Below are 18,627 nucleotides of genomic sequence, written 5' to 3' on the forward strand. Positions count from 1 at the left end.
CTTATATAATGTTTAAAATATTGTGGAGGAAAAAATGAGATACTATGGTAAAAAATCTTTAGCTAGTTTATTAGATTTTATTCTTACAATTGTATTAGTTGGAGGAATTATTTTAACAGCTATTACTTATTATCAAACTATTACTAATAATGATATTATAAATATCACAGTGATCAGAGCGTTTCTTTTATTAACTATAGGTATAATTTCAATTTTTATAGTTGTTCTTGAGTTAAAAAAGGTAATTAAAACATTGGTTTTAGAAAATCCATTTACATTGGGTAACGTAAAATCCTTAAAAAGAATAGCTGGAAGCTGTTTTACTGTAGCTGGATGTTACTTTGTAAATTTTCTTGTGAATATAGGTAAAGATAGGTTTAAAATGATTTATGTAGATGGAAAAGGAATTCATACAGATTATGAATTATTTGTGTTTCTTTTAGCGGGATGTTTTATAGGAATACTTTCAAAAGTATTTGAACAAGCGGTAAAATATAAAGAAGATAATGACTTAACAATATAGGTGATGAAATATGGCAATAATAATAAATTTAGATGTAATGATGGCAAAAAGAAAAATATCCTTGCAAGATTTAGCACAAAAAGTTGGTATAACTAATGCTAATTTATCTATACTTAAAAATAATAAAGCAAAAGCTATAAGATTTTCTACATTAGAAGCTATATGTAGAGAACTTCAATGTCAGCCAGGAGATATAATAGAATATATTGAAGATTAAGAATAAAGATATAGACTACTGTCACAATTTAAGTTAGTTACTTGTGATAGTAGTCTTAATTAAGTCATCTATTTTTACAAAGGTATATCCTTCTTCAATCCAAAGAGGGATAGTTTTTTCTAACGCTCTAATAGTTCTTAAAGGAGCTTTATTTCTCCCACGACCATCGTGTAAACAGATAAGATGGTTTACTTTAGTTCTTTTTAAAAGTTTTTTAGCTATTTTATTTGAAGAAATTGTAGTTCGCCAATCGCCAACCATTACATTCCAGAATATCAAATTAAGATTGTATTTTTTTATATTTTTTATAGTAGTAAGATTTACACAGCCCCACGGAGGGCGGAAGTAGATTAGAGGTGAATTAAGATTATTCATTATGTTTATAGAACAATTAAAATCTTTTTCAGTATAAAAAGGACTTTTTATTAATGGGTTTTTATGTTCTAAAGAATGAAATGCTATGGTATGACCTTCATTTTTCATTCTTTCTATTAATTTTGGATGATTTTGTGCAAATTTTGCCGCTACAAAGAATGTAGCTTTAATATTATATTGTAGGAGCAGATCTAGTAACTTGTCAGTATAAACTTCATGAGGTCCATCATCAAAGGTAAGACATAATATTTTTGAATTATTATAAAGCTTAGATTTACAAAAGAATTTTATACGATAATATATAGTTGGAATTCCACTGTAAGATAGAAGTATAATAGCTAGCAATATATATGTCATATTTATACACTCCTCAGTTTCCTTAATTAGATAACTAGTAACTACTAATTACTGTTACCAATTTTATTGGCAAATATTAATGTAATATTTACTAAGTGAAACTTCAAATGAAGTGATAAAACTAAACTATAAAATTGGATAAGAGGTTGCCTATTGGCAACTTTTTTTATGTATATAATGATATTTATTAATAGAGAGCAATAAAAATAGTACCCTCAAAAAGAAGATACTTTTATTATCATTGATAAAATTAGATAAAAGGTATATAATATAAAATTATGACACTATATCAATTATATCATATCACAATCAGGGTTAAAAGTCAATACTTTTTTGAAGGGAAGTTTTAAAATGAAGAAAAATCTTTCAATATTTAATAACAGTTTAATTGAAAAGGAAATAGAAAATGAGATATTGTCATGTAATGAAGTTACTAGCGAATATGGATTAAAGCTTACTAAAGAAGATGTTAAGGAATTAATTAAAACTAGAAACATAGCTCTTAAGAAAACAGGAAGGATAGAGTTTAATGGTGAGATTATAGATAAAATAATTTTGAAATTTTGCAAGTCACCATTTATTTCTCAATATAACTACAATGACACAATAAATGAGCTAGTTGAAATTTTTTATAACTACAAAAATGAGATGCTAGATTATTTAAGTGATGATGAACTAATAGAAATAATGAATGAGTTTTTTGATGGTTATTGTCAAGGTTCATTAGAACTTTTAGAGGGGAAAATACTATATAGGATTTCTGACAATATAAGAAATGGGGTTAGAGATTATAAAAATATTGATGGTGAAAAGGAGTAATGTCAGTGCATAACAGTGAAAGTATAGAGAAATATAATCCTATCATTATAAAAAAATTAAGTAAAGATGAATTTTTTAAAGACTTTTTGGAAAAATCTTATGAAAATAATTTAGTAGATCATGAATTATTGCAACGTATTAATTATGAAAGAATGAAATTATTAAGGGAGCAATTAACTTATTACACAAATAACGAAAGTAGTTCTGTTATGGTAGAAGTAGCTGAGGAAATAATGAAATCAATAGATTTCACCATTGGATTTTATTTAAAGAGTTTCGATGATATAGGACTTATTATAGAAAAATTGCAGCATGATTGCTTAGAGGATATTTTTAAGGAGGGAAAAAAATTCATTGATATTGAAGTAATAAAGTGCAAAAGTCTATTTGATAAGGTTAAAAATAATAAACTGAATATTACAAACTATTCTTATGATGATACAATTGATTATGGTCTTGACGTATTTTTCAAGAAGTATGATAGCCGTTTTGCTGCACATATTGCTCCATGTTCTGTGGATTATCAACTTTCTATTGATTTCATGGATTATATTGGTGTTGAATATATTAAAAATTATCTTACAGCACTATATGTAGAAAATACATTTTGTAGCTATTTTGATATAAATCTAATAAAAACACTTCTTAGAAGTTATGATGATCAGTGGGAAAGTTTGCTTTTGAATATTTTTGAGATAGTATTAACTAATGCAATAGCATTATCCATTGTGGGTAAGGATATAAAAGGACTGAATGTTACTGATATGGATAAAGAAATAATTATATCTAGGCTTCAGGGGTTATCCATAAGTGAGATAATAGATATTTTTATTTTTGAAGGAAATAACTGTTGTGATTTGTTGAAAATAGAAGATAAAAATATACGTTTATATATTAAAGAAACTTCTATAAAAATAGGGAAAGAAGTTACTTCAAAATTGAGAAATAAGTCATTAGATAAAATAATTATATCTTTTAAAGATATAAAAGAAAATATAAAGTATATTGATGGTAAAAAGGTTAGTAATTCTATTTTTAAAGCTATAACAGAAGAAATAAGAGATTGCAAAAATATTAATGATAAAATTACATTGATAAAGGAAAACTTTAAAAGCATCTATGACTTAATAGACATGTTGGAAGCAGAATGCTTATTTTATGATGAGTATAAGATGTATTTTGAAACCTTATCAGATATTGAAATTGCTCTTTTTATGAAAAATGCTTATGAAGACAGTGATAAAGTTTGGATCAAAGAGTTGAAGGAATTTCTGCATTCTTTAGATATAGAAAAAGTAATGGAGATTGAAAGAATTAAAGATAAAATACAGTTATATTAGAAAGTTACGTCACGTATATTCTAAACTATGTTATATATTTTTTAGTGTAAATAATTCTATTTTCATATATAATTGTATTGTTAGAATTAGTGTTTTTAATTAAAGGAGTATAGGAAATTTTAAAATCTATCTAATAGAGGTGAGATTGATGAATTTAGTTGAGGATGATGATTTATATAATAAAGAAGAGATAATAAAATTACTTAAGTCAGAAGAGATAATAGAAAAGTTTAAAAGTGAAAATATAAATTCTGTTGTAGTATTTGGAAGTGTTCTAACAGAAGAGTTTGAAGATTATTCAGATGTTGATATTGCAATATTAAGTGAAAATAAGATTTCATTGAATAATATAATGGAATTGGAAGAGTCATTAAGTAGTATATTAAAAAGGGAAATAGATATTATTGATTTAAATAATGAAAATTTAAGTTTAAGGTTTAAAGTTTCTGTGTATGATAGTGGAATTGTAATATATAATGATAAATTAGATTTATATAGTAAGGATTATAATAAAACGGATATAATATATAAAAATAATGAGGAATTTAGATATTTTAGAGAAAGAGATGTGATTTATGATGAATAAGGAAAGATTATTTGAAATAATAAATAATTTAAAAGAAACATTATCTCTTTTAGATAAAGCCCTAGAAAAGCTTGAAATTGTTGAAGATGAAGATATAAAAGAACTTATTAAATCTTCAGTAAAGCAAAGTTTTTTAGAATATTTTATTTTAGTAGAAAGTTTTACATCTTTATGTTTGAAGGAATTAAAGCTTTATAAAATCAGTGATGATATGAATAAGTCGCTTAATAAATTGTACGAGAGTAAAATCTTAACAGAAGATTTATATTTATTTTTAAATCAATATCGCAGATATAGAAATAGAATTGCTCATGTTTATAAACAACCATCCATAGAAGAAATAATAGAGTTTGTAAAGCAAAATAGAAATAACATAAATGAAGTTTTAAATATAATGATAAATATGTACAAAGGTTAATAATAAAAATACGTCACGTATATCTCTAAAAGCATTTTTTGAATATACGTGACGTATTTTTTAATATGACATATAGTAGTCAACTTTATTAATATATACTACTTACATAAGAAAAATTATGGAGGTTAGTATATGAATTTAGATAAAAGCTTTACTGGAGATTTTGAGGAATATCTTAATAGCGATTTTGAAAATTCAAATATAAATATTTATATAGCATTGAAATAATGATTAGTCAATTCATGGGTTAAGAGCGGGGGAGTATATAGGTAAAGGGGATATTAGTATCTGTTATACTTAAGTGGTGGTAGAAGTTAATGGTTTAGTATGATGATATATTTAGGAGCTTGTCACCACTACTTAACTGTAACAGATGATGATATCAGGATAAACTATATAAGTTAGTAGAGGCTATGTTATTAAATAAAAGAGACCATGCACTATTTTGTAAGTGATATAATTAGTTAAAGAATATTTGGAGGACAATCATGATAATAAGAGAAATAGAAGAAAAAGATAATAAGGAAGTTGAAAATCTTATAAGAACTTGTTTAATAGAATATGGAGCTAACAAACCAGGGTGTGCATGGAGTGATCCGAATCTTGGAAGTTTCTATCAGTTATATCAAAATGAAAGAAGTAGATATTGGGTAGCAGAGGATAAAGGGGAGGTAGTAGCAGGATGTGGTGTTGGTCCATTAAATGGTGATGATAAAGTATGTGAGTTACAGAAGATGTATGCTTTTAAAGAGGTAAGAGGTACTGGAATAGCGAAGAAACTTTTAGACATAGCTTTAGAATTTGCAAAAGAGTATTATGATAAGTGCTATCTTGAAACTTTTAGCAATATGATAGAAGCTAATAAGTTTTATAATAAACATGGTTTTGTTAAGTTAGAAAAGCCCTTAGTAGAAACAGAGCATTATGCTTGTGATGTATGGTATATAAAGGATTTATAGAAGGGAGACTATGATGATAGTAAGTGTAAATAATATAAAGCTGAATTTCGAAAAGAGTGGAAATGGTCAAGCACTTATACTTCTTCATGGAAATGGTGAGGATAACAAAATTTTTGATAAGGCCATACCTATATTAGAAAAACATTTTACTGTGTATGCAATAGATTTAAGAGGGCATGGTAGTAGTGAAGAGATAAAGGAATATCATTATTTAGATATGGTAGAAGATATAAAAGAATTTATTATAAGTGAAAATATCGCTGGTCCAATTGTTTATGGTTTTAGTGATGGAGGAATAATAGCTTTACTACTAGCTTCTATGTACCCTAAATTATTATCTAAGATAATAGTAAGTGGAGCTAATATAAATCCGAAAGGATTAAAAGCTAAATGGATTATATTATTTAAAGTAATGTATTTAATAAAAAAAGATTCCAAAGTAAAAATGATGTTAGAAGAGCCTAATATATCAATAGAAATGTTAAATAAAATAGAAATTCCAACAGTGGTCCTAGTAGGAAGTAGAGATGTTATAAAGGAAAATCATACTAAATTAATAGTTGATAATATAAAAAATTGTAAGCTTCAAATACTAGATGGTGAAGATCATGGTAGTTATATTATTCATAATGGGAAAATTGCAAATATTATTTTAGAAAATACATAAAAATTTCATATTTTTGTCATTTATCTGTAACAATTAAATTATATATTAATATTGCAAGATATGTAATACTTAAAAGTCACAATTCCTTTACTAAATTAGTATTAAGGATAGCTTACGTTTAGGTAGCTATCCTTTAAATCATTTACGGAGTATACCTTTTTCGGTAATAATACCAGCTATATCTGATATTGATGCAAATTTATAAAATTCATCATAATTAAACTTTTCATCCTCAGAAACTAGGTAGCTTTTATGTGAACATTCTATAATAGTTTTTTTAGTATTTCCATCTTCGATATCTATTGTGCTTATGGATTCTGTTTCCATATTAATTCCGCATACCCCGATAAAAGATTTATCAAAAGTGAATTTTTCAATGTGTTTATTAGCAGCAGCACCTATTACAGCACCAATATTTTTATTGAATTCTCCACCAATTGAAATTACTCGGATATTGTTACTTTTCTTAAGTTCTAAAACTATTTCTAACATGTTTGTTATAACCGTTAATTTAATGTCTTTTTCTCTTAAAATTTTTGCTATTTCCAAATTATTTGTTGATACATCTAAAAATATCACTTCTCCTGGCGCTATTAATTTAGCAGCACTGATAGCAACTTTTCTTTTTTTGTCTAAATTAATATTTTTACGTTCATCAAGAGGTTTAATATCATTGTGGCCTCTTTGAATAATAGCACCACCGTAGACTCTTTTTAATTTATCTCTACTTTCTAGCACTCGTAAATCTTTTCTAATGCAATCTTCAGTAACTTTGAATTTATCAGCCAAAGCTTTGACGGTTACTCTTCCTTCAGATTCAATACATTCTACTATTTGTTCATATCGTTCTTCTAAAAACAAGATACTCATCTCCATTAAGCAAAGTTATAAAAGCATTATATCACAAAATTATTAATTTGTATTGTTTATTATTATTTTATATTGAAAGTGTTGTAGGTTTGGAATATAATGCAATTAAATATATAAATTAGCGTGATGGGGTAATACTTAGCGAAATAGTTATTATATTACAAAAAGGGCAGTTTAGGCCCTTTTATTTATATAGAAATACAAAAATTAAACTGTTTTTAGAAAAGATTGACGTACTTATCAAAGTACGTTATTATTATAGTATATTAACATAAGGAGGTTGGATTGTGGCTAAGGTTACATTTAATAAAAGTGGAAGTGGAAGTGAGACAGGAAGACTTATTATTCCAGCTCTGATGTTAAAGATATTAGACATAAAGGATTCTAAAGAAGATACTGATAGAAGAATTTCTATCTCATTTGTAGATAATAAAATTAGGATAAAAAAGCAGAAAGATAAAGTAGACGATGATACATATAATAAAGCTTCATCGGTAGTAACTTTTTATAGCAGTGGTAAAAGTAGTAGGAGCGGAAAAGTTATTATCCCTGTTGATATGTTACAAAGATTAAAAATAACTAGGGGCGATAACGAAGTCAATATCAACATTGAAAATGATGAGATTATAGTTTCTAAAAACCTGAAGAATGAAAAGTTAAGAGGGAAGGATGAGAGTATGAAAATAGTAAGTATATTTAATATTAAAGGCGGTGTAGCTAAAACAATTAGTTCAATAAATTTTGCTGCTTGTTTAGCTGACAAGGGGAAAAAAGTTCTATTAGTAGACTTAGATAGCCAAGCTGACACAACAAAGATCTTTAAAGCTTATGATATAGATGCTAAATCTGTTGAGGATATATTGCTTGAGAAGAATATGGACCCAAGAGAAGCGATAAAATCTACAGAATATGAAAATTTAGATATAATAGCTTCAAATATAAAGTTAGCTTTTGCTGAAAAGAAGATTTTGCTAGATACAACTAGAAATCAACAAAATAGACTTAAGAAGGCATTGGATAAGCTTAGAGATGAATATGATTATTGTATAATGGATTGTCCTCCAAACTTAAATATGATTACAATAAATGCATTGGTAGCATCTGATGAAGTACTTGTACCTATTAAAATAGATAAATTTGCTCTTGATGGCCTTGAATATTTATTAGAGAGTATACAAGAAATTAAGGATGAATTTAATCCAGGGTTAGATTTCGGGGGATGTTTTATAACTATGGATAAAGCTACAAGTGTAAATAAATTAGTTAAGGATCAATTAAAGTCAATATTGGAAGATAAGTTATTTGATACAACTATAAGAGATAATGTAAAAGTAATAGAATCTACATTAGAAGAAAAGCCAGTAATATATTATGCAAATAAATCTAATGCAAGTAAAGATTATAGAAATTTGGTTGAGGAGGTATTTTAGGACATGGCAAAGAAGATAGGAATTTCTGCAGGAATGCTTAATAATATATCAAAGAGTGTAAAAAAGATAGACGAGATTGATACGAAAGCAAATTATAAAATAGAATACATAGCTTTGAAGGATCTAGTACCAAATCCTAAAAACTTTTATGAGTTAGTTAATATAGAAGAATTAGCAGAAGATATCAAACTTAATGGACTTAATTCTAATCTTCTTGTTAGACCTATTGGAGATGAAGGTAAGTACGAATTAATAGGTGGGCATAGAAGATATAGTGCATTATCAAAGTTAGTTAGTGAGGGCGAAAAGAAGTTTAAAATAGTTCCATGTCAAGTTAGGGATCTAAATGATATCGATACAGAAATTGCTCTTATTAATGATAATGCTCAAAATCGTGAACTTACTGAAGCGGAAAAATTAAAACAAGTTGAAAGATTAACAGCTTTATATAAGGAAAAAAAGGCAAAAGGTGAGGCGGTTCCAGGAAGAATAAGAGAGAGAATAGCAGGGGATTTAGGATTATCATCAACACAAGTAGGAAGATATGAAAAGATAAATAGAGGATTAATTCCAGAATTAAAGGAATTAATTGATAGCAAAGAGTTAAGTATAAGTAACGGGGAAGCTTTTGCGGCATTAACTGAAGAATCTCAAAAGGAGCTTGTAGATATAGTTAAAAATAAGGATATCGAGCTTACTAAAAAAGATGGTGAAGAGCTAAAGAAAAAGATGAAAGCTATGGAAGCAGATCAAAAAGAAAAAGAAGAAGAGATGCAAAGAAAAATTAATTCCATGAAGGCTGAATTTGAAAAGCAAATAGCTGAAAAGGATAATAAAATAAAAAATCTTTCTTTCGATAAAGAAAAGGAAAAAGAAAGTAGACAAGCTTTAGAAGCAGAAAGAGAAGAGTTGCAAGCTAAGTTACATGCTGAAGAGGCTAAGGTAAAGGCAGAGATAGAAAAAGCTAAAAAAGAAGAAGCAGAAAAGATTAAGAAAGAACTGGAAGATTCAAAATTAAAAGCAAAATCTAAAAAGAAAAAAATAAAAGAAACTGAAGAAAATTCAGAAGAATATAAAGTAATTAAAGCTAATGAAGAAGTTATTACAAAGGTTAAATCTATTATGGGTAAAATAGATCCAACCCTTGGTACTATAAAGAAATTACAAAAAGAAGAAATTGAAATAACTGATGAAACTATAGAAATTGTTAATAAATTAATCGATACAGTGGAAAACTTTACTGAAAGTATAAAAGAAATTTTAAAGAAGTAGTAGTAAAGTTTGGAGGTTAAATCATGGAAACTTCATTGTTTGGTACTATAGTAGCATGTATTAATATTATTTTAGCTATTGGTATAATTAGTTTAGTTAGTTATGTTGTGTTCCTTTTAATTAAGACTTGTAGAATCTACATTAGGAATAAAAAGAACAATTAAAGAACAGAAGCCTTGCATAGAATTATATGCAAGGCTTTTTATTATGTATTTACATGGAATTCTTGAAAAAACTTATGTGGGGGGAGCGATATGTTGTTTTAGTAGATATATCAATCTGTTATAGATAAGTAGTGGTAAATGTATTGTCATGGAATAAAAGGATAGAAATACAATGAATATTTTCTATCAAAAAGGGCAAGGATTTAAAAAATACGTTTTGGAGGTTGTTTAAATGGAGTGCCCAATTCTATTAACAGATAAATCAAAATATTACTCAGTCTTAACTTATATTAGTGATATGATGAAAGATACTAAAATTATTACAAGTAAGAGTTGTCCACATTGCCATGGGATGAATGTAATAAAATATGGAAAGGTAAAAAGCAATAATGCTCAAATTTTTTACTGTAAAGAGTGCAAAAAAAGATTTGTAGAAACGATTGGGACTCCATTTTATCGTAGTAAGAAGAATGACGAGTTATGGAGAAAATATTTTGAAAATATGTGGATCGGATACAATATAAGAGAATGCTCAGAAATGATTGGTATTGCACAGACTACAGCATTTTTTTGGAGACATAAAATTCTTGGATATTTTCTTAAATTTTTTAAAAGAAAAAAGTTAGACTATGAAGCAGAAGTTTTGGTTAAAACTTATGTACAAAATTCTAAAAAAGAGAAAGAATCAGCTATAGAAAATGTTAATAATAAGATTTTTACATTAAAATTAGGAGAAAAGTTTTACTTTTTCTTTACTAAAGATAAAAATGGTAATATAGAATTTTTACCTTTTGATAAATATCCATTAGTAAGAAAAACATTAAAAGAAAATTTGGCTATAGTTTTTAGTAATATAAAAAAAGTGGCTATTTACGGCAATAATATTATAACTACATATGCAAAGAAGAGTGTAGAAAAAGTTATAAGAGTGCCGCAAGATTCAGAGCTTTTCTTCTATGCAAGAGAAATGAAAGAATGGATAAGTGGTTTTTGGGGAATATCCTTTAGATATATTACTAATTATCTTAATTGGTTTCGAATTTATTATATTAACGATGGAGAATATACCAATACACGTCAATATTTTTATAAGACGTTCAGAGAACTTATTAATGAAAAAAATTATGCAATGTAAATTGTAACTTATGATAGAAACAAGAGAAATATTATCAAAAAACACTACTTACTAATAACGGATGATGATATCGCATTTAGTAATACTCCTACCCATTAATATTATGGTATTACTTGTAAAATATAATGATGTTTAAAGTATATTTATTGGCCTATAGTTATGTATATAAATAATTTATAAAAAGTTATGATAATTAATATTGTGAAAAACAAGTTTGATTTGGCAAGTAGATCGGCATTAAATATAGGAAAGTCAGAAATTTTGGAATATATGTATGGTCAAGATTTTGTTAATAGTTTAAAAGAGTAGATCCACACTACTTAACTATAACAGATGAAGATATGAAGATTTATTACATATCTTCATCCTAAAAATACTAAATTATAAAAAACGGGATATTGCTTACGAAGTTAAAATGTATAGTGATAGCCCGATATTTAATTGATAATACATTGATTTCGTCCATTTTCCTTAGCCTTGTATAAGCAATTGTCAGCTAATTCTATAAGCTTTATATAAGTATCAGTCTCTTCTAGAATTTTATAGTAACAGCCAACACTGACAGTAACGCAATTGCTAACCTCTGAGAAATTGTGTTCTAGCCCCATATCATGTATTTGGGTGCATATAGTTTCACCTAAGATTTTTAAGGATAACTTATTAATGTTGTAAGATATGATTAGGAATTCTTCACCACCATATCTAATTATAATATTGTTATCGCCACAGATATCTTTAATTTTACCTGCTACTGATGATAATATAATATCTCCTTTTATATGCCCATATCCATCATTATATTTTTTAAAATAATCTATATCTAGCATAATTATACCTATACTAATTGCATCATGAAGTTTTAACTGATTTTCTAAAAGATAATTTTTGTTTAAAACTTTTGTAAGTTTATCTATATATGCATCTTTAATCATTACTGTGTTTGAATTATATAAACTTTCGATTACAAGAGTTTTGTATTTGTTTTCTAGTTTTTTCTGATAACGTTCATAAAGCAGAATAAAGTCATCATGTATCATTGAAGTATGTATAGATACATATTTATTAAAATATAAAAATGATAGATAGAAATCATCAGTTTTTTCATACAATTCACCTAAGAAAAAATAAAGTCTCTTTTTTCGTATGATACTCAAAGTATCTTCCTTTTCCAGAAGACTATTACAATAATTTAATGCCTTCTCGTGATTATCAAGCTTACTATAGATTTCGCATAAAGTAATTTTAAAATCAAATTCATAATCCAGTAGTATATGATTGTCTTCAAGATTATTATACTTGTGTTCACATTCTAAGACATATTCTAAAGCAATTTTATAGTTTTTATTGTAAAGTTCTATTTTAGATCTAAAGTATAATAAAGCGATTACCACATTTTTTGATAATATAGGTGAAATTGAGTCAAGATTATTTATAATAAAAGTAATTCCTTCTTCAGCTTTAGAAATTCTATTTTCTTCTAAATATGCTTTTGTTAGTTCTAGAAAAATTAAAATTTGTATTTCAATATTTATGGATTTATATTTACCCTCTAAGATCATCGGTTCTAAAATTCTAATTACATCTTTAGGTTTTACTATATAAGTCATATAAACTTTTGCAGTATATAGATTTATTATAGCTTCTTCATTTAACATATTATGTTTTAAAGAGAGGTGGAGTGCTTTTTCACCCCACATTACTCCTTGTTTTACATCTTCTAAAATGTATATTTTAAGATAACTTAAAATCATAAATATACGTACAGTATATTTATCTTCTGAGTTCTTCAACATATTATTAATTTCATCCATATATGGTTGTGTAGGTGAAAGAGGCTTATTTTTAAGATATGTAGTCTGTATTTTTTCAAGATACAGATAAGCCTTAATTTTAGTTGAATCAATATTTTTAAAACATTGTATAGCGTTATATGAGTAAGACTCAACTTCAGAAAAATTTTTATTATATATTGATATTAAAGATAGTTTAGAATAGATTCTGGATAACCAAAGATCATTTTCTATTTCTTTTGCTAATGCTAATGCTTTAAGAAAAAAGTTATAACTACAAGTTATTTGTAATTTTAATTTATTTATCAATCCCAGGATATAGTTAATTTTTATATCTAGCATTGTATTGCTCATTTTGTGCTCTTTTAAAAAAGTATTAATTTCTTGTTCTGTTGTTTTTAAAAATTGATTATTAATAAAGCGTATATCTTGAAATTCAAATTCGTCTATAAGGTTGTCTATATTACTAAGGAATTTTTCCATAAAAAATATCTCCTACGACTATTTTGTAATATCTTTACTATGAATATATCTATTACGGCCTTGATTTTTAGCTGCATATAGCGCTTCATCGGCAGATTTAATTGCATTCCAAAAATCAGAGCTAGAAACAATATTAGTAGTTTTTATGCCAACACTGATTGTTACTCTATCACTAACTTCTGAATATTCATGTGGTATATTTTTATTTCTTATTTCTCTAATAAGCTTATTTATTAAAATAATAGATTTATCATATGAAGTATTGTTCATAATAATAAGAAATTCTTCTCCACCATATCTAATAGGGATATATTCATTTGTTTTAAAGATGCTAGAAATTGTTTCTCCAACTTTTTTAAGTATTTCATCACCTTTAAGATGACCATAGTTATCATTATATTTTTTAAAAAAATCTACATCTATCATAGCTATGGATTTTTCAGTATTATTTATATTGGTATTATTAATGACTGTGTCTAAAAATCTTCTATTATATAATCCAGTTAATGAATCTTTATTATATTTATAAGAAATTTTATCTCTCATAAGATTTAATTTATATAATTGATTTTCTTTATTATTAATTCCATATTGCCTTGTTAAGATATCTGAATATTGATTAATTTGATCATAGTATCTTTTTTCACTTTTAAGTATATATTCCTTAATAAATTTCACAGAAGTTTTTAAATCACCTAGTCGCTTATAGTCATTTGATAATAACATATATAAATCGATAGAATAAGTTTCAATATTTGTTTCTGATATGTATTCTAAAGTTTTTAAATGTAACTTATGAGATTTTTCATATTGTTTAAGTTTGCTGTAGATATTAGCTTCAATTCTATTTATCTCAACTATTATAAAAGGCTTATCTATATCCGAAGCGAATTCTTCACAATATTTCTTGCAATTATTAATATGTTGTAAAGCATCATTGAGAAAATCTTTACCTGCTGAGGAAATAAAATCTGCTTTCATCATATTGAAGAGATAATGAATAAGTTGTTCTTCTGAATCTTTGTTTTTATAATACAAGGATTCAAAATATTCCATATAAATTGTCGCTTTTTCTATATTATTAAGACGAAGATAAGAACTAACTAAGTTAAATAGCAATTTATATTTAAACGATTTTTCTAATTTATTAAAGTTGCTTGTTACTAAAGGCTCTATATATCTTATTGCTTTAGCATCATCACCAATTCTATGGTAGCATCCACCAATATTAATTCTAATTTGTATTTCTTTTGATATATTTGATGTTTGTGATATTGATTTTAAAGCTATTTCACCATAAATGAGGGCAGCTAAAGGATTATTATATTCAAACAAAAAAGTTGTCATAGCATCATTGGCAATGCTAGCTTTTGTCTCATTATCAACTGACCTTCTAATTTTTTCATTATAATCATTAATAATTGTAAGTAAAGTGTCTTCGAATTTATTTTCCACTTATTACCTCCGTTTAATTTTTCAGTGTAATATTTGTATATTCGGTATTACTTTGCAAATCTTGAGATAGTTATTGTGAATTTTTTTAAATTAAGTAGCGTTTAAGTACAAAACTAGAATAGTATAAGAAAAGCTTGAAGTATTTTAGTACTCAAGCTTTTTATTCTTATTTATAAGATAGTAGAGTCATGTCAAATTTAAAACTCATTTCATTTCTATATTTCTTAATAATTATTTTATAGTCGAAACTTACCTATGATATTTCTATATCAACACTATAATTGTAAATTATACCACTTTGTGTTATAAAATACACTAAAAGGTGTTTTGTTAAATGCGGAAGTGAATATTAAATTTACAAAATAATTATAAAAATTAAGGGGATGATATTATGGCAGATTGGAATTCAATGCAGTATTTAATGTTTAAAGATGAACGAACACAGCCAGCAATTGATTTAGTTAATCGCATTCATATTAATGAACCTAAAAAGATTCTTGATATTGGATGTGGACCAGGAAATAGTACACAGGTTTTAGCACAACGATTTCCTAACGCCTATATTCTTGGTGTTGATAAATCTCCCAATATGATTGAAACAGCTAAAAAACATTATCCTAATCTTGAGTTTAAGATTTGTGATGTAGATAAGGATTTATCAATTCTAGATAAGGATTTTGATATAGTTTTTTCAAATGCTTGTATTCAGTGGATACCTAATCATAATCAATTTTTAAAGGATATGATTAGATTATTAAAACCAGATGGAATACTTGCAGTACAAACACCAATGAATTATCAAGAGCCAATTCACAAAATTATCGGAGAAGTTTCGTCCAGTGAAAAATGGAAATCCGAGTTTATTAATCCTAGAAAGTTTTACAATCTAACACAAAGTGAATATTTTGATTTGCTTTCAGAAATTTCATCAGAATTTTCTATGTGGCAAACTACATATTGTCACAAGTTAAGATCTCATAAGGATATTATGGAATGGTACCGTGGTACGGGATTAAGACCATATTTGAATGTTTTATCAGATGAGAAAAAGAGGGCATTTGAACAAGATATTTTTGATAGAGTTATTAAAGAATATCCAAAACAGAAAAATGGAAATATTATTTTTAGATTTCCAAGGTTCTTTTTTATTGCAACAGCAAAAACTAAATAAAGTAAACATAATTTCAAATAAAATTGATTTTCAAGATAAGTTTAAGTTTTCAATCTATAGTAAAAATCACAATAATAGTGTATAGGTGGGGATAATATGGATATTATTGAGTTTTTGGGGCAGGATGACTCTATAAATGTAAATAAAGATAATGGGACAAGTGTTAGTTATTTTATTTTTAATGAATATGAGATTCATATTAATAAGATAGCTCCTTATAGTGTTCAAGAATGGCATTTTCATTCTAAGATAGAAGAAACAATATTAATTATTAAAGGGGAATTAACTTGTAGATGGATGGAAGAGGAAAAGGAGAAAGTAAGAACATTATGCAAAGATGAAATTATAAGAGTGAAAAATTCTGTTCATACATTTGCAAATAATACAAATGAAGAAACTAAATTTGTAGTATTCAGATTTGTTCCTGATGGAATTGATAAGAGAGAAATAATCAAAAAAGACAAGACAGTAGTAAATAAATTATAGAAGTTAGATAAAATAGATCTAGAATAAAGAAAAAATAGAACAAGCTATAAGAACTATAGCTTGTATATGTATTGAAATTAGTGACTTGTTGTTCCATATGATTTCTTATTTATCTAGTGAGTTTGTAGAAGTATTTTTTGGCATATAAATTGCTATTTATTTACCTTGTCAATTATTTTATATCTTAAGTTATAATTCTATTTTTTTACTCCATAGACAATATACCAATCGCAATTTTCATCAAAAGTATCTTTTGTAATCTCTAAACCTAATTTTTTCATGATATTTAATAAGGTTGAATGTGTAAATGGAGTGAAGGTTAATGAACTTTCATAAATTTCAACATGATTGTCTTCACAAATTTCTTGCAATAAAATTTCCACATTTGATTTCTGTTCGATGCCATTTAATTGCCAATAATACATTGGTATATAATCTTTGTTAAGATATGTTTTTTTATCATAGACAGTAAATCTTTTATTTTCCTTAATAACTTTTTCCCAATTTCGAGTTTCAATAACAAGAGTTCCTTTACTTTTAAGCACTTGCACTAAAGCAAAAATATCATGCTCTCTAGTTATTGAATTTTGTGAATGAACAATGGAATTTCCTGTATTAAAAACAATATCAAATTGTTCATTATAAATACTAGGTAAATCTGACCATGATTTAACCATTGTATTTATAGATACATTATGTTTTGATGCAAGTTCTTTTGTAAGAGCTACCATTTCATAACTTATATCAGTGGCTGTAACATTGTATCCATTTAGTGCAAAAGCAGTAGCTTGGATACCATTACCACAAGCAGAATCTAAGATAGAGATGTTTTTATTAGAATAAGATTGTAATAACTCCATATGGTTCTTGGCATATTCAAATTCACGCAACTCCTCAGTAGACATGTCGCCATATAAAGCACTATATAGCCAACCCATTTTATCATAGTCTGGTTTTTCATTATTATTCATATATAATTACTCCTTTCTTATAAATAGTAGATATTATTTACAATAGTCATCCATATCATATAAACCTACCGGTTGCTTTTTTATCCATTTTGCTATTGATACAGCACCACTAGCAAATGCTTTTCTTGATGAAATTTGATGTTTTAATTCAATAACTTCATCATTTGAGTTTGAAAAAACTACTTTATGTTCCCCTACAATATTTCCACCGCGTATACTAAAAATAGGTATATCTTCTTTAGTAAGTTTTGTATTCGCCTTGATTAATGCATCTTGTATCATTTCTGCAGTTCCACTGGGGGCATCCTTTTTTTGATTATGATGGTATTCGATTATGCTGATATCTGTGTCTTTACTAATTTTTTTACCTATAAACTTTATTGTTTCGATAAAATTATGAAATTCAATACTAAAGTTTCCTGTCTTAAATACAGGAATAGTATTAGCTAAATCTTCAATTTTTTTTATGTCTTCTATATTGAATCCAGTTGTACTAATCACAAGTGGTTTTCTCATTTTCATGTATTTATCAAAGTTATTAGACATAAAGTTCTTTGCATTTGTACAATCGATAAATACATCACAATTTTTTGCCTCAAGAATTTCATCTATAATAGGGATGTCTTTAAAGCTAGTGCTAATAAGCGAAGAAATATCTTTTCCAATATATTCACTATCTTTTCTTCCAATAACATATGTTAATTTAACATCATCATTTTCTAAAATAGTATTGATAATCATACGACCTAGTTTTCCGGTACCACCAACAACGGCTATTCTTGTCATTTTATCACCTCTTTAAATTTAGCATTAATTAGTGAGATATATAGATAATAATATTTAAAATCTGACTTTAATTATTATTAATAAAAGGAATATTTAGATGAATAGTGCGGAATATATTATATATTTTACCATTAATGTATATAATATAAAATAGTTACTGGGGTTAATAATGTACATTTTATAAAACAAAAAGAATGGTCTAAGGGAAGGGCCATTCTTTCGCTATATATTTAAAAGGAAAATACTATAAAAAAACTACTATTGTTATTAACAACAACTATAATATAACAGTCCTTTGTGATAACAATATGATTAGTGCAAGAATTTCATATGAATTTCATAAATTATGTCAC

20 protein-coding genes are annotated in these 18,627 nt (G+C 26.3%); 14 read left to right on the plus strand and 6 right to left on the minus strand.

Annotation, left to right across the window (positions count from 1 at the left end):
- The first annotated feature begins 34 nt into the window (after window positions 1–34).
- Window positions 35–523, plus strand: coding sequence for a DUF2975 domain-containing protein (locus CM240_RS13950; protein ID WP_044040122.1), 489 nt, complete (start codon window positions 35–37; stop codon window positions 521–523).
- A 10-nt stretch (window positions 524–533) separates the two neighbouring features.
- Window positions 534–740 carry a helix-turn-helix domain-containing protein gene (locus CM240_RS13955; RefSeq protein WP_044040123.1) on the plus strand — a complete coding sequence of 69 codons (207 nt, stop codon included), beginning with the start codon at window positions 534–536 and terminating at the stop codon, window positions 738–740.
- 33 nt (window positions 741–773) lie between these two features.
- Here CM240_RS13955 and CM240_RS13960 read toward each other — a convergent pair whose 3' ends face one another.
- Window positions 774–1,472, minus strand: a complete 699-nt coding sequence (locus CM240_RS13960) for a polysaccharide deacetylase family protein (protein WP_044040124.1) — start codon at window positions 1,470–1,472, stop codon at window positions 774–776.
- Between the two features lie 351 nt (window positions 1,473–1,823).
- On the opposite strand from CM240_RS13960, the gene CM240_RS13965 reads away from it, so the two are divergent.
- The 6 genes from CM240_RS13965 to CM240_RS13990 all read left to right on the plus strand — a co-directional run bounded on the left by CM240_RS13965 (window position 1,824) and on the right by CM240_RS13990 (window position 6,261).
- The gene (locus tag CM240_RS13965; RefSeq protein ID WP_044040125.1) at window positions 1,824–2,291 is read left to right on the plus strand and encodes a DUF6323 family protein; all 468 of its coding nucleotides are present in this window, start codon (window positions 1,824–1,826) and stop codon (window positions 2,289–2,291) included.
- Between the two features lie 5 nt (window positions 2,292–2,296).
- Entirely contained in the window at window positions 2,297–3,631 is a 1,335-nt protein-coding gene (locus CM240_RS13970) for a DUF6179 domain-containing protein (protein ID WP_051483871.1), read from the plus strand.
- A 148-nt stretch (window positions 3,632–3,779) separates the two neighbouring features.
- Window positions 3,780–4,217: a type VII toxin-antitoxin system MntA family adenylyltransferase antitoxin gene (gene mntA / locus CM240_RS13975; protein WP_044040127.1), complete on the plus strand. Its 438-nt coding sequence runs from the start codon at window positions 3,780–3,782 to the stop codon at window positions 4,215–4,217.
- Window positions 4,207–4,635: a HepT-like ribonuclease domain-containing protein gene (locus CM240_RS13980; protein ID WP_051483872.1), complete on the plus strand. Its 429-nt coding sequence runs from the start codon at window positions 4,207–4,209 to the stop codon at window positions 4,633–4,635. The genes mntA and CM240_RS13980 overlap by 11 nt, the downstream gene beginning before the upstream one ends.
- 488 nt (window positions 4,636–5,123) lie before the next feature.
- Window positions 5,124–5,594 (plus strand): GNAT family N-acetyltransferase, encoded by a 471-nt coding sequence (locus tag CM240_RS13985; RefSeq protein WP_044040128.1) that lies wholly within the window; start codon window positions 5,124–5,126, stop codon window positions 5,592–5,594.
- Window positions 5,595–5,604: 10 nt separating this feature from the next.
- The gene (locus CM240_RS13990) at window positions 5,605–6,261 is read left to right on the plus strand and encodes an alpha/beta fold hydrolase (protein ID WP_242838514.1); all 657 of its coding nucleotides are present in this window, start codon (window positions 5,605–5,607) and stop codon (window positions 6,259–6,261) included.
- Window positions 6,262–6,399: 138 nt separating this feature from the next.
- Here CM240_RS13990 and CM240_RS13995 read toward each other — a convergent pair whose 3' ends face one another.
- Window positions 6,400–7,122, minus strand: coding sequence for a DeoR/GlpR family DNA-binding transcription regulator (locus CM240_RS13995; protein ID WP_044040130.1), 723 nt, complete (start codon window positions 7,120–7,122; stop codon window positions 6,400–6,402).
- A gap of 296 nt (window positions 7,123–7,418) precedes the next feature.
- Here CM240_RS13995 and CM240_RS14000 point away from each other — a divergent pair, with 296 nt between their 5' ends.
- The 4 genes from CM240_RS14000 (at window position 7,419) to CM240_RS16980 (ending at window position 11,132) form a co-directional block, all read left to right on the plus strand.
- The gene (locus CM240_RS14000) at window positions 7,419–8,561 is read left to right on the plus strand and encodes an AAA family ATPase (RefSeq protein WP_242838515.1); all 1,143 of its coding nucleotides are present in this window, start codon (window positions 7,419–7,421) and stop codon (window positions 8,559–8,561) included.
- A gap of 3 nt (window positions 8,562–8,564) precedes the next feature.
- Window positions 8,565–9,833, plus strand: coding sequence for a ParB N-terminal domain-containing protein (locus CM240_RS14005; RefSeq protein WP_044040131.1), 1,269 nt, complete (start codon window positions 8,565–8,567; stop codon window positions 9,831–9,833).
- 23 nt (window positions 9,834–9,856) lie between these two features.
- A complete protein-coding gene (locus tag CM240_RS17615) occupies window positions 9,857–9,997 on the plus strand; it encodes a hypothetical protein (protein ID WP_156930601.1) in 141 nt (46 codons plus the stop codon).
- 232 nt (window positions 9,998–10,229) lie between these two features.
- Window positions 10,230–11,132, plus strand: a complete 903-nt coding sequence (locus CM240_RS16980; protein WP_051483873.1) for an IS1/IS1595 family N-terminal zinc-binding domain-containing protein — start codon at window positions 10,230–10,232, stop codon at window positions 11,130–11,132.
- 437 nt (window positions 11,133–11,569) lie between these two features.
- On the opposite strand, the gene CM240_RS14015 is transcribed toward CM240_RS16980, so the two are convergent.
- Both CM240_RS14015 and CM240_RS16985 read right to left on the minus strand, forming a co-directional pair.
- A complete protein-coding gene (locus CM240_RS14015; RefSeq protein WP_044040132.1) occupies window positions 11,570–13,405 on the minus strand; it encodes a diguanylate cyclase in 1,836 nt (611 codons plus the stop codon).
- A gap of 18 nt (window positions 13,406–13,423) precedes the next feature.
- On the minus strand, window positions 13,424–14,860 hold the full coding sequence (locus CM240_RS16985) for a tetratricopeptide repeat-containing diguanylate cyclase (protein ID WP_051483874.1): 1,437 nt from the start codon (window positions 14,858–14,860) through the stop codon (window positions 13,424–13,426).
- Between the two features lie 391 nt (window positions 14,861–15,251).
- Between CM240_RS16985 and CM240_RS14025 the strand changes: the two genes are divergently transcribed.
- The gene (locus CM240_RS14025) at window positions 15,252–16,031 is read left to right on the plus strand and encodes a methyltransferase domain-containing protein (protein WP_044040133.1); all 780 of its coding nucleotides are present in this window, start codon (window positions 15,252–15,254) and stop codon (window positions 16,029–16,031) included.
- A 96-nt stretch (window positions 16,032–16,127) separates the two neighbouring features.
- The gene (locus tag CM240_RS14030; protein ID WP_044040134.1) at window positions 16,128–16,517 is read left to right on the plus strand and encodes a cupin domain-containing protein; all 390 of its coding nucleotides are present in this window, start codon (window positions 16,128–16,130) and stop codon (window positions 16,515–16,517) included.
- Window positions 16,518–16,714: 197 nt separating this feature from the next.
- Here CM240_RS14030 and CM240_RS14035 read toward each other — a convergent pair whose 3' ends face one another.
- Entirely contained in the window at window positions 16,715–17,488 is a 774-nt protein-coding gene (locus CM240_RS14035; RefSeq protein ID WP_044040135.1) for a class I SAM-dependent methyltransferase, read from the minus strand.
- Between the two features lie 33 nt (window positions 17,489–17,521).
- On the minus strand, window positions 17,522–18,274 hold the full coding sequence (gene dapB / locus CM240_RS14040) for a 4-hydroxy-tetrahydrodipicolinate reductase (RefSeq protein WP_044040136.1): 753 nt from the start codon (window positions 18,272–18,274) through the stop codon (window positions 17,522–17,524).
- Between the last annotated feature and the right edge of the window lie 353 nt (window positions 18,275–18,627).

The organism is Clostridium bornimense, from assembly GCF_000577895.1.
Taxonomy (GTDB): Bacteria; Bacillota; Clostridia; order Clostridiales; family Clostridiaceae; genus Clostridium_AN; species Clostridium_AN bornimense.

Bases quoted from the DNA above. Each gene is read 5' to 3' on its own strand.
- CM240_RS14015 (WP_044040132.1), bottom strand. From the start codon at position 13,405: ATGGAAAAATTCCTTAGTAATATAGACAACCTTATAGACGAATTTGAA.
- CM240_RS13950 (WP_044040122.1), top strand. From the start codon at position 35: ATGAGATACTATGGTAAAAAATCTTTAGCTAGTTTATTAGATTTTATT.
- dapB (WP_044040136.1), bottom strand. From the start codon at position 18,274: ATGACAAGAATAGCCGTTGTTGGTGGTACCGGAAAACTAGGTCGTATG.
- CM240_RS13980 (WP_051483872.1), top strand. From the start codon at position 4,207: ATGATGAATAAGGAAAGATTATTTGAAATAATAAATAATTTAAAAGAA.
- CM240_RS13965 (WP_044040125.1), top strand. From the start codon at position 1,824: ATGAAGAAAAATCTTTCAATATTTAATAACAGTTTAATTGAAAAGGAA.
- CM240_RS13955 (WP_044040123.1), top strand. From the start codon at position 534: ATGGCAATAATAATAAATTTAGATGTAATGATGGCAAAAAGAAAAATA.
- CM240_RS13960 (WP_044040124.1), bottom strand. From the start codon at position 1,472: ATGACATATATATTGCTAGCTATTATACTTCTATCTTACAGTGGAATT.
- CM240_RS14025 (WP_044040133.1), top strand. From the start codon at position 15,252: ATGGCAGATTGGAATTCAATGCAGTATTTAATGTTTAAAGATGAACGA.
- mntA (WP_044040127.1), top strand. From the start codon at position 3,780: ATGAATTTAGTTGAGGATGATGATTTATATAATAAAGAAGAGATAATA.
- CM240_RS13985 (WP_044040128.1), top strand. From the start codon at position 5,124: ATGATAATAAGAGAAATAGAAGAAAAAGATAATAAGGAAGTTGAAAAT.
- CM240_RS13990 (WP_242838514.1), top strand. From the start codon at position 5,605: ATGATGATAGTAAGTGTAAATAATATAAAGCTGAATTTCGAAAAGAGT.
- CM240_RS14030 (WP_044040134.1), top strand. From the start codon at position 16,128: ATGGATATTATTGAGTTTTTGGGGCAGGATGACTCTATAAATGTAAAT.
- CM240_RS14035 (WP_044040135.1), bottom strand. From the start codon at position 17,488: ATGAATAATAATGAAAAACCAGACTATGATAAAATGGGTTGGCTATAT.
- CM240_RS14005 (WP_044040131.1), top strand. From the start codon at position 8,565: ATGGCAAAGAAGATAGGAATTTCTGCAGGAATGCTTAATAATATATCA.
- CM240_RS17615 (WP_156930601.1), top strand. From the start codon at position 9,857: ATGGAAACTTCATTGTTTGGTACTATAGTAGCATGTATTAATATTATT.
- CM240_RS16980 (WP_051483873.1), top strand. From the start codon at position 10,230: ATGGAGTGCCCAATTCTATTAACAGATAAATCAAAATATTACTCAGTC.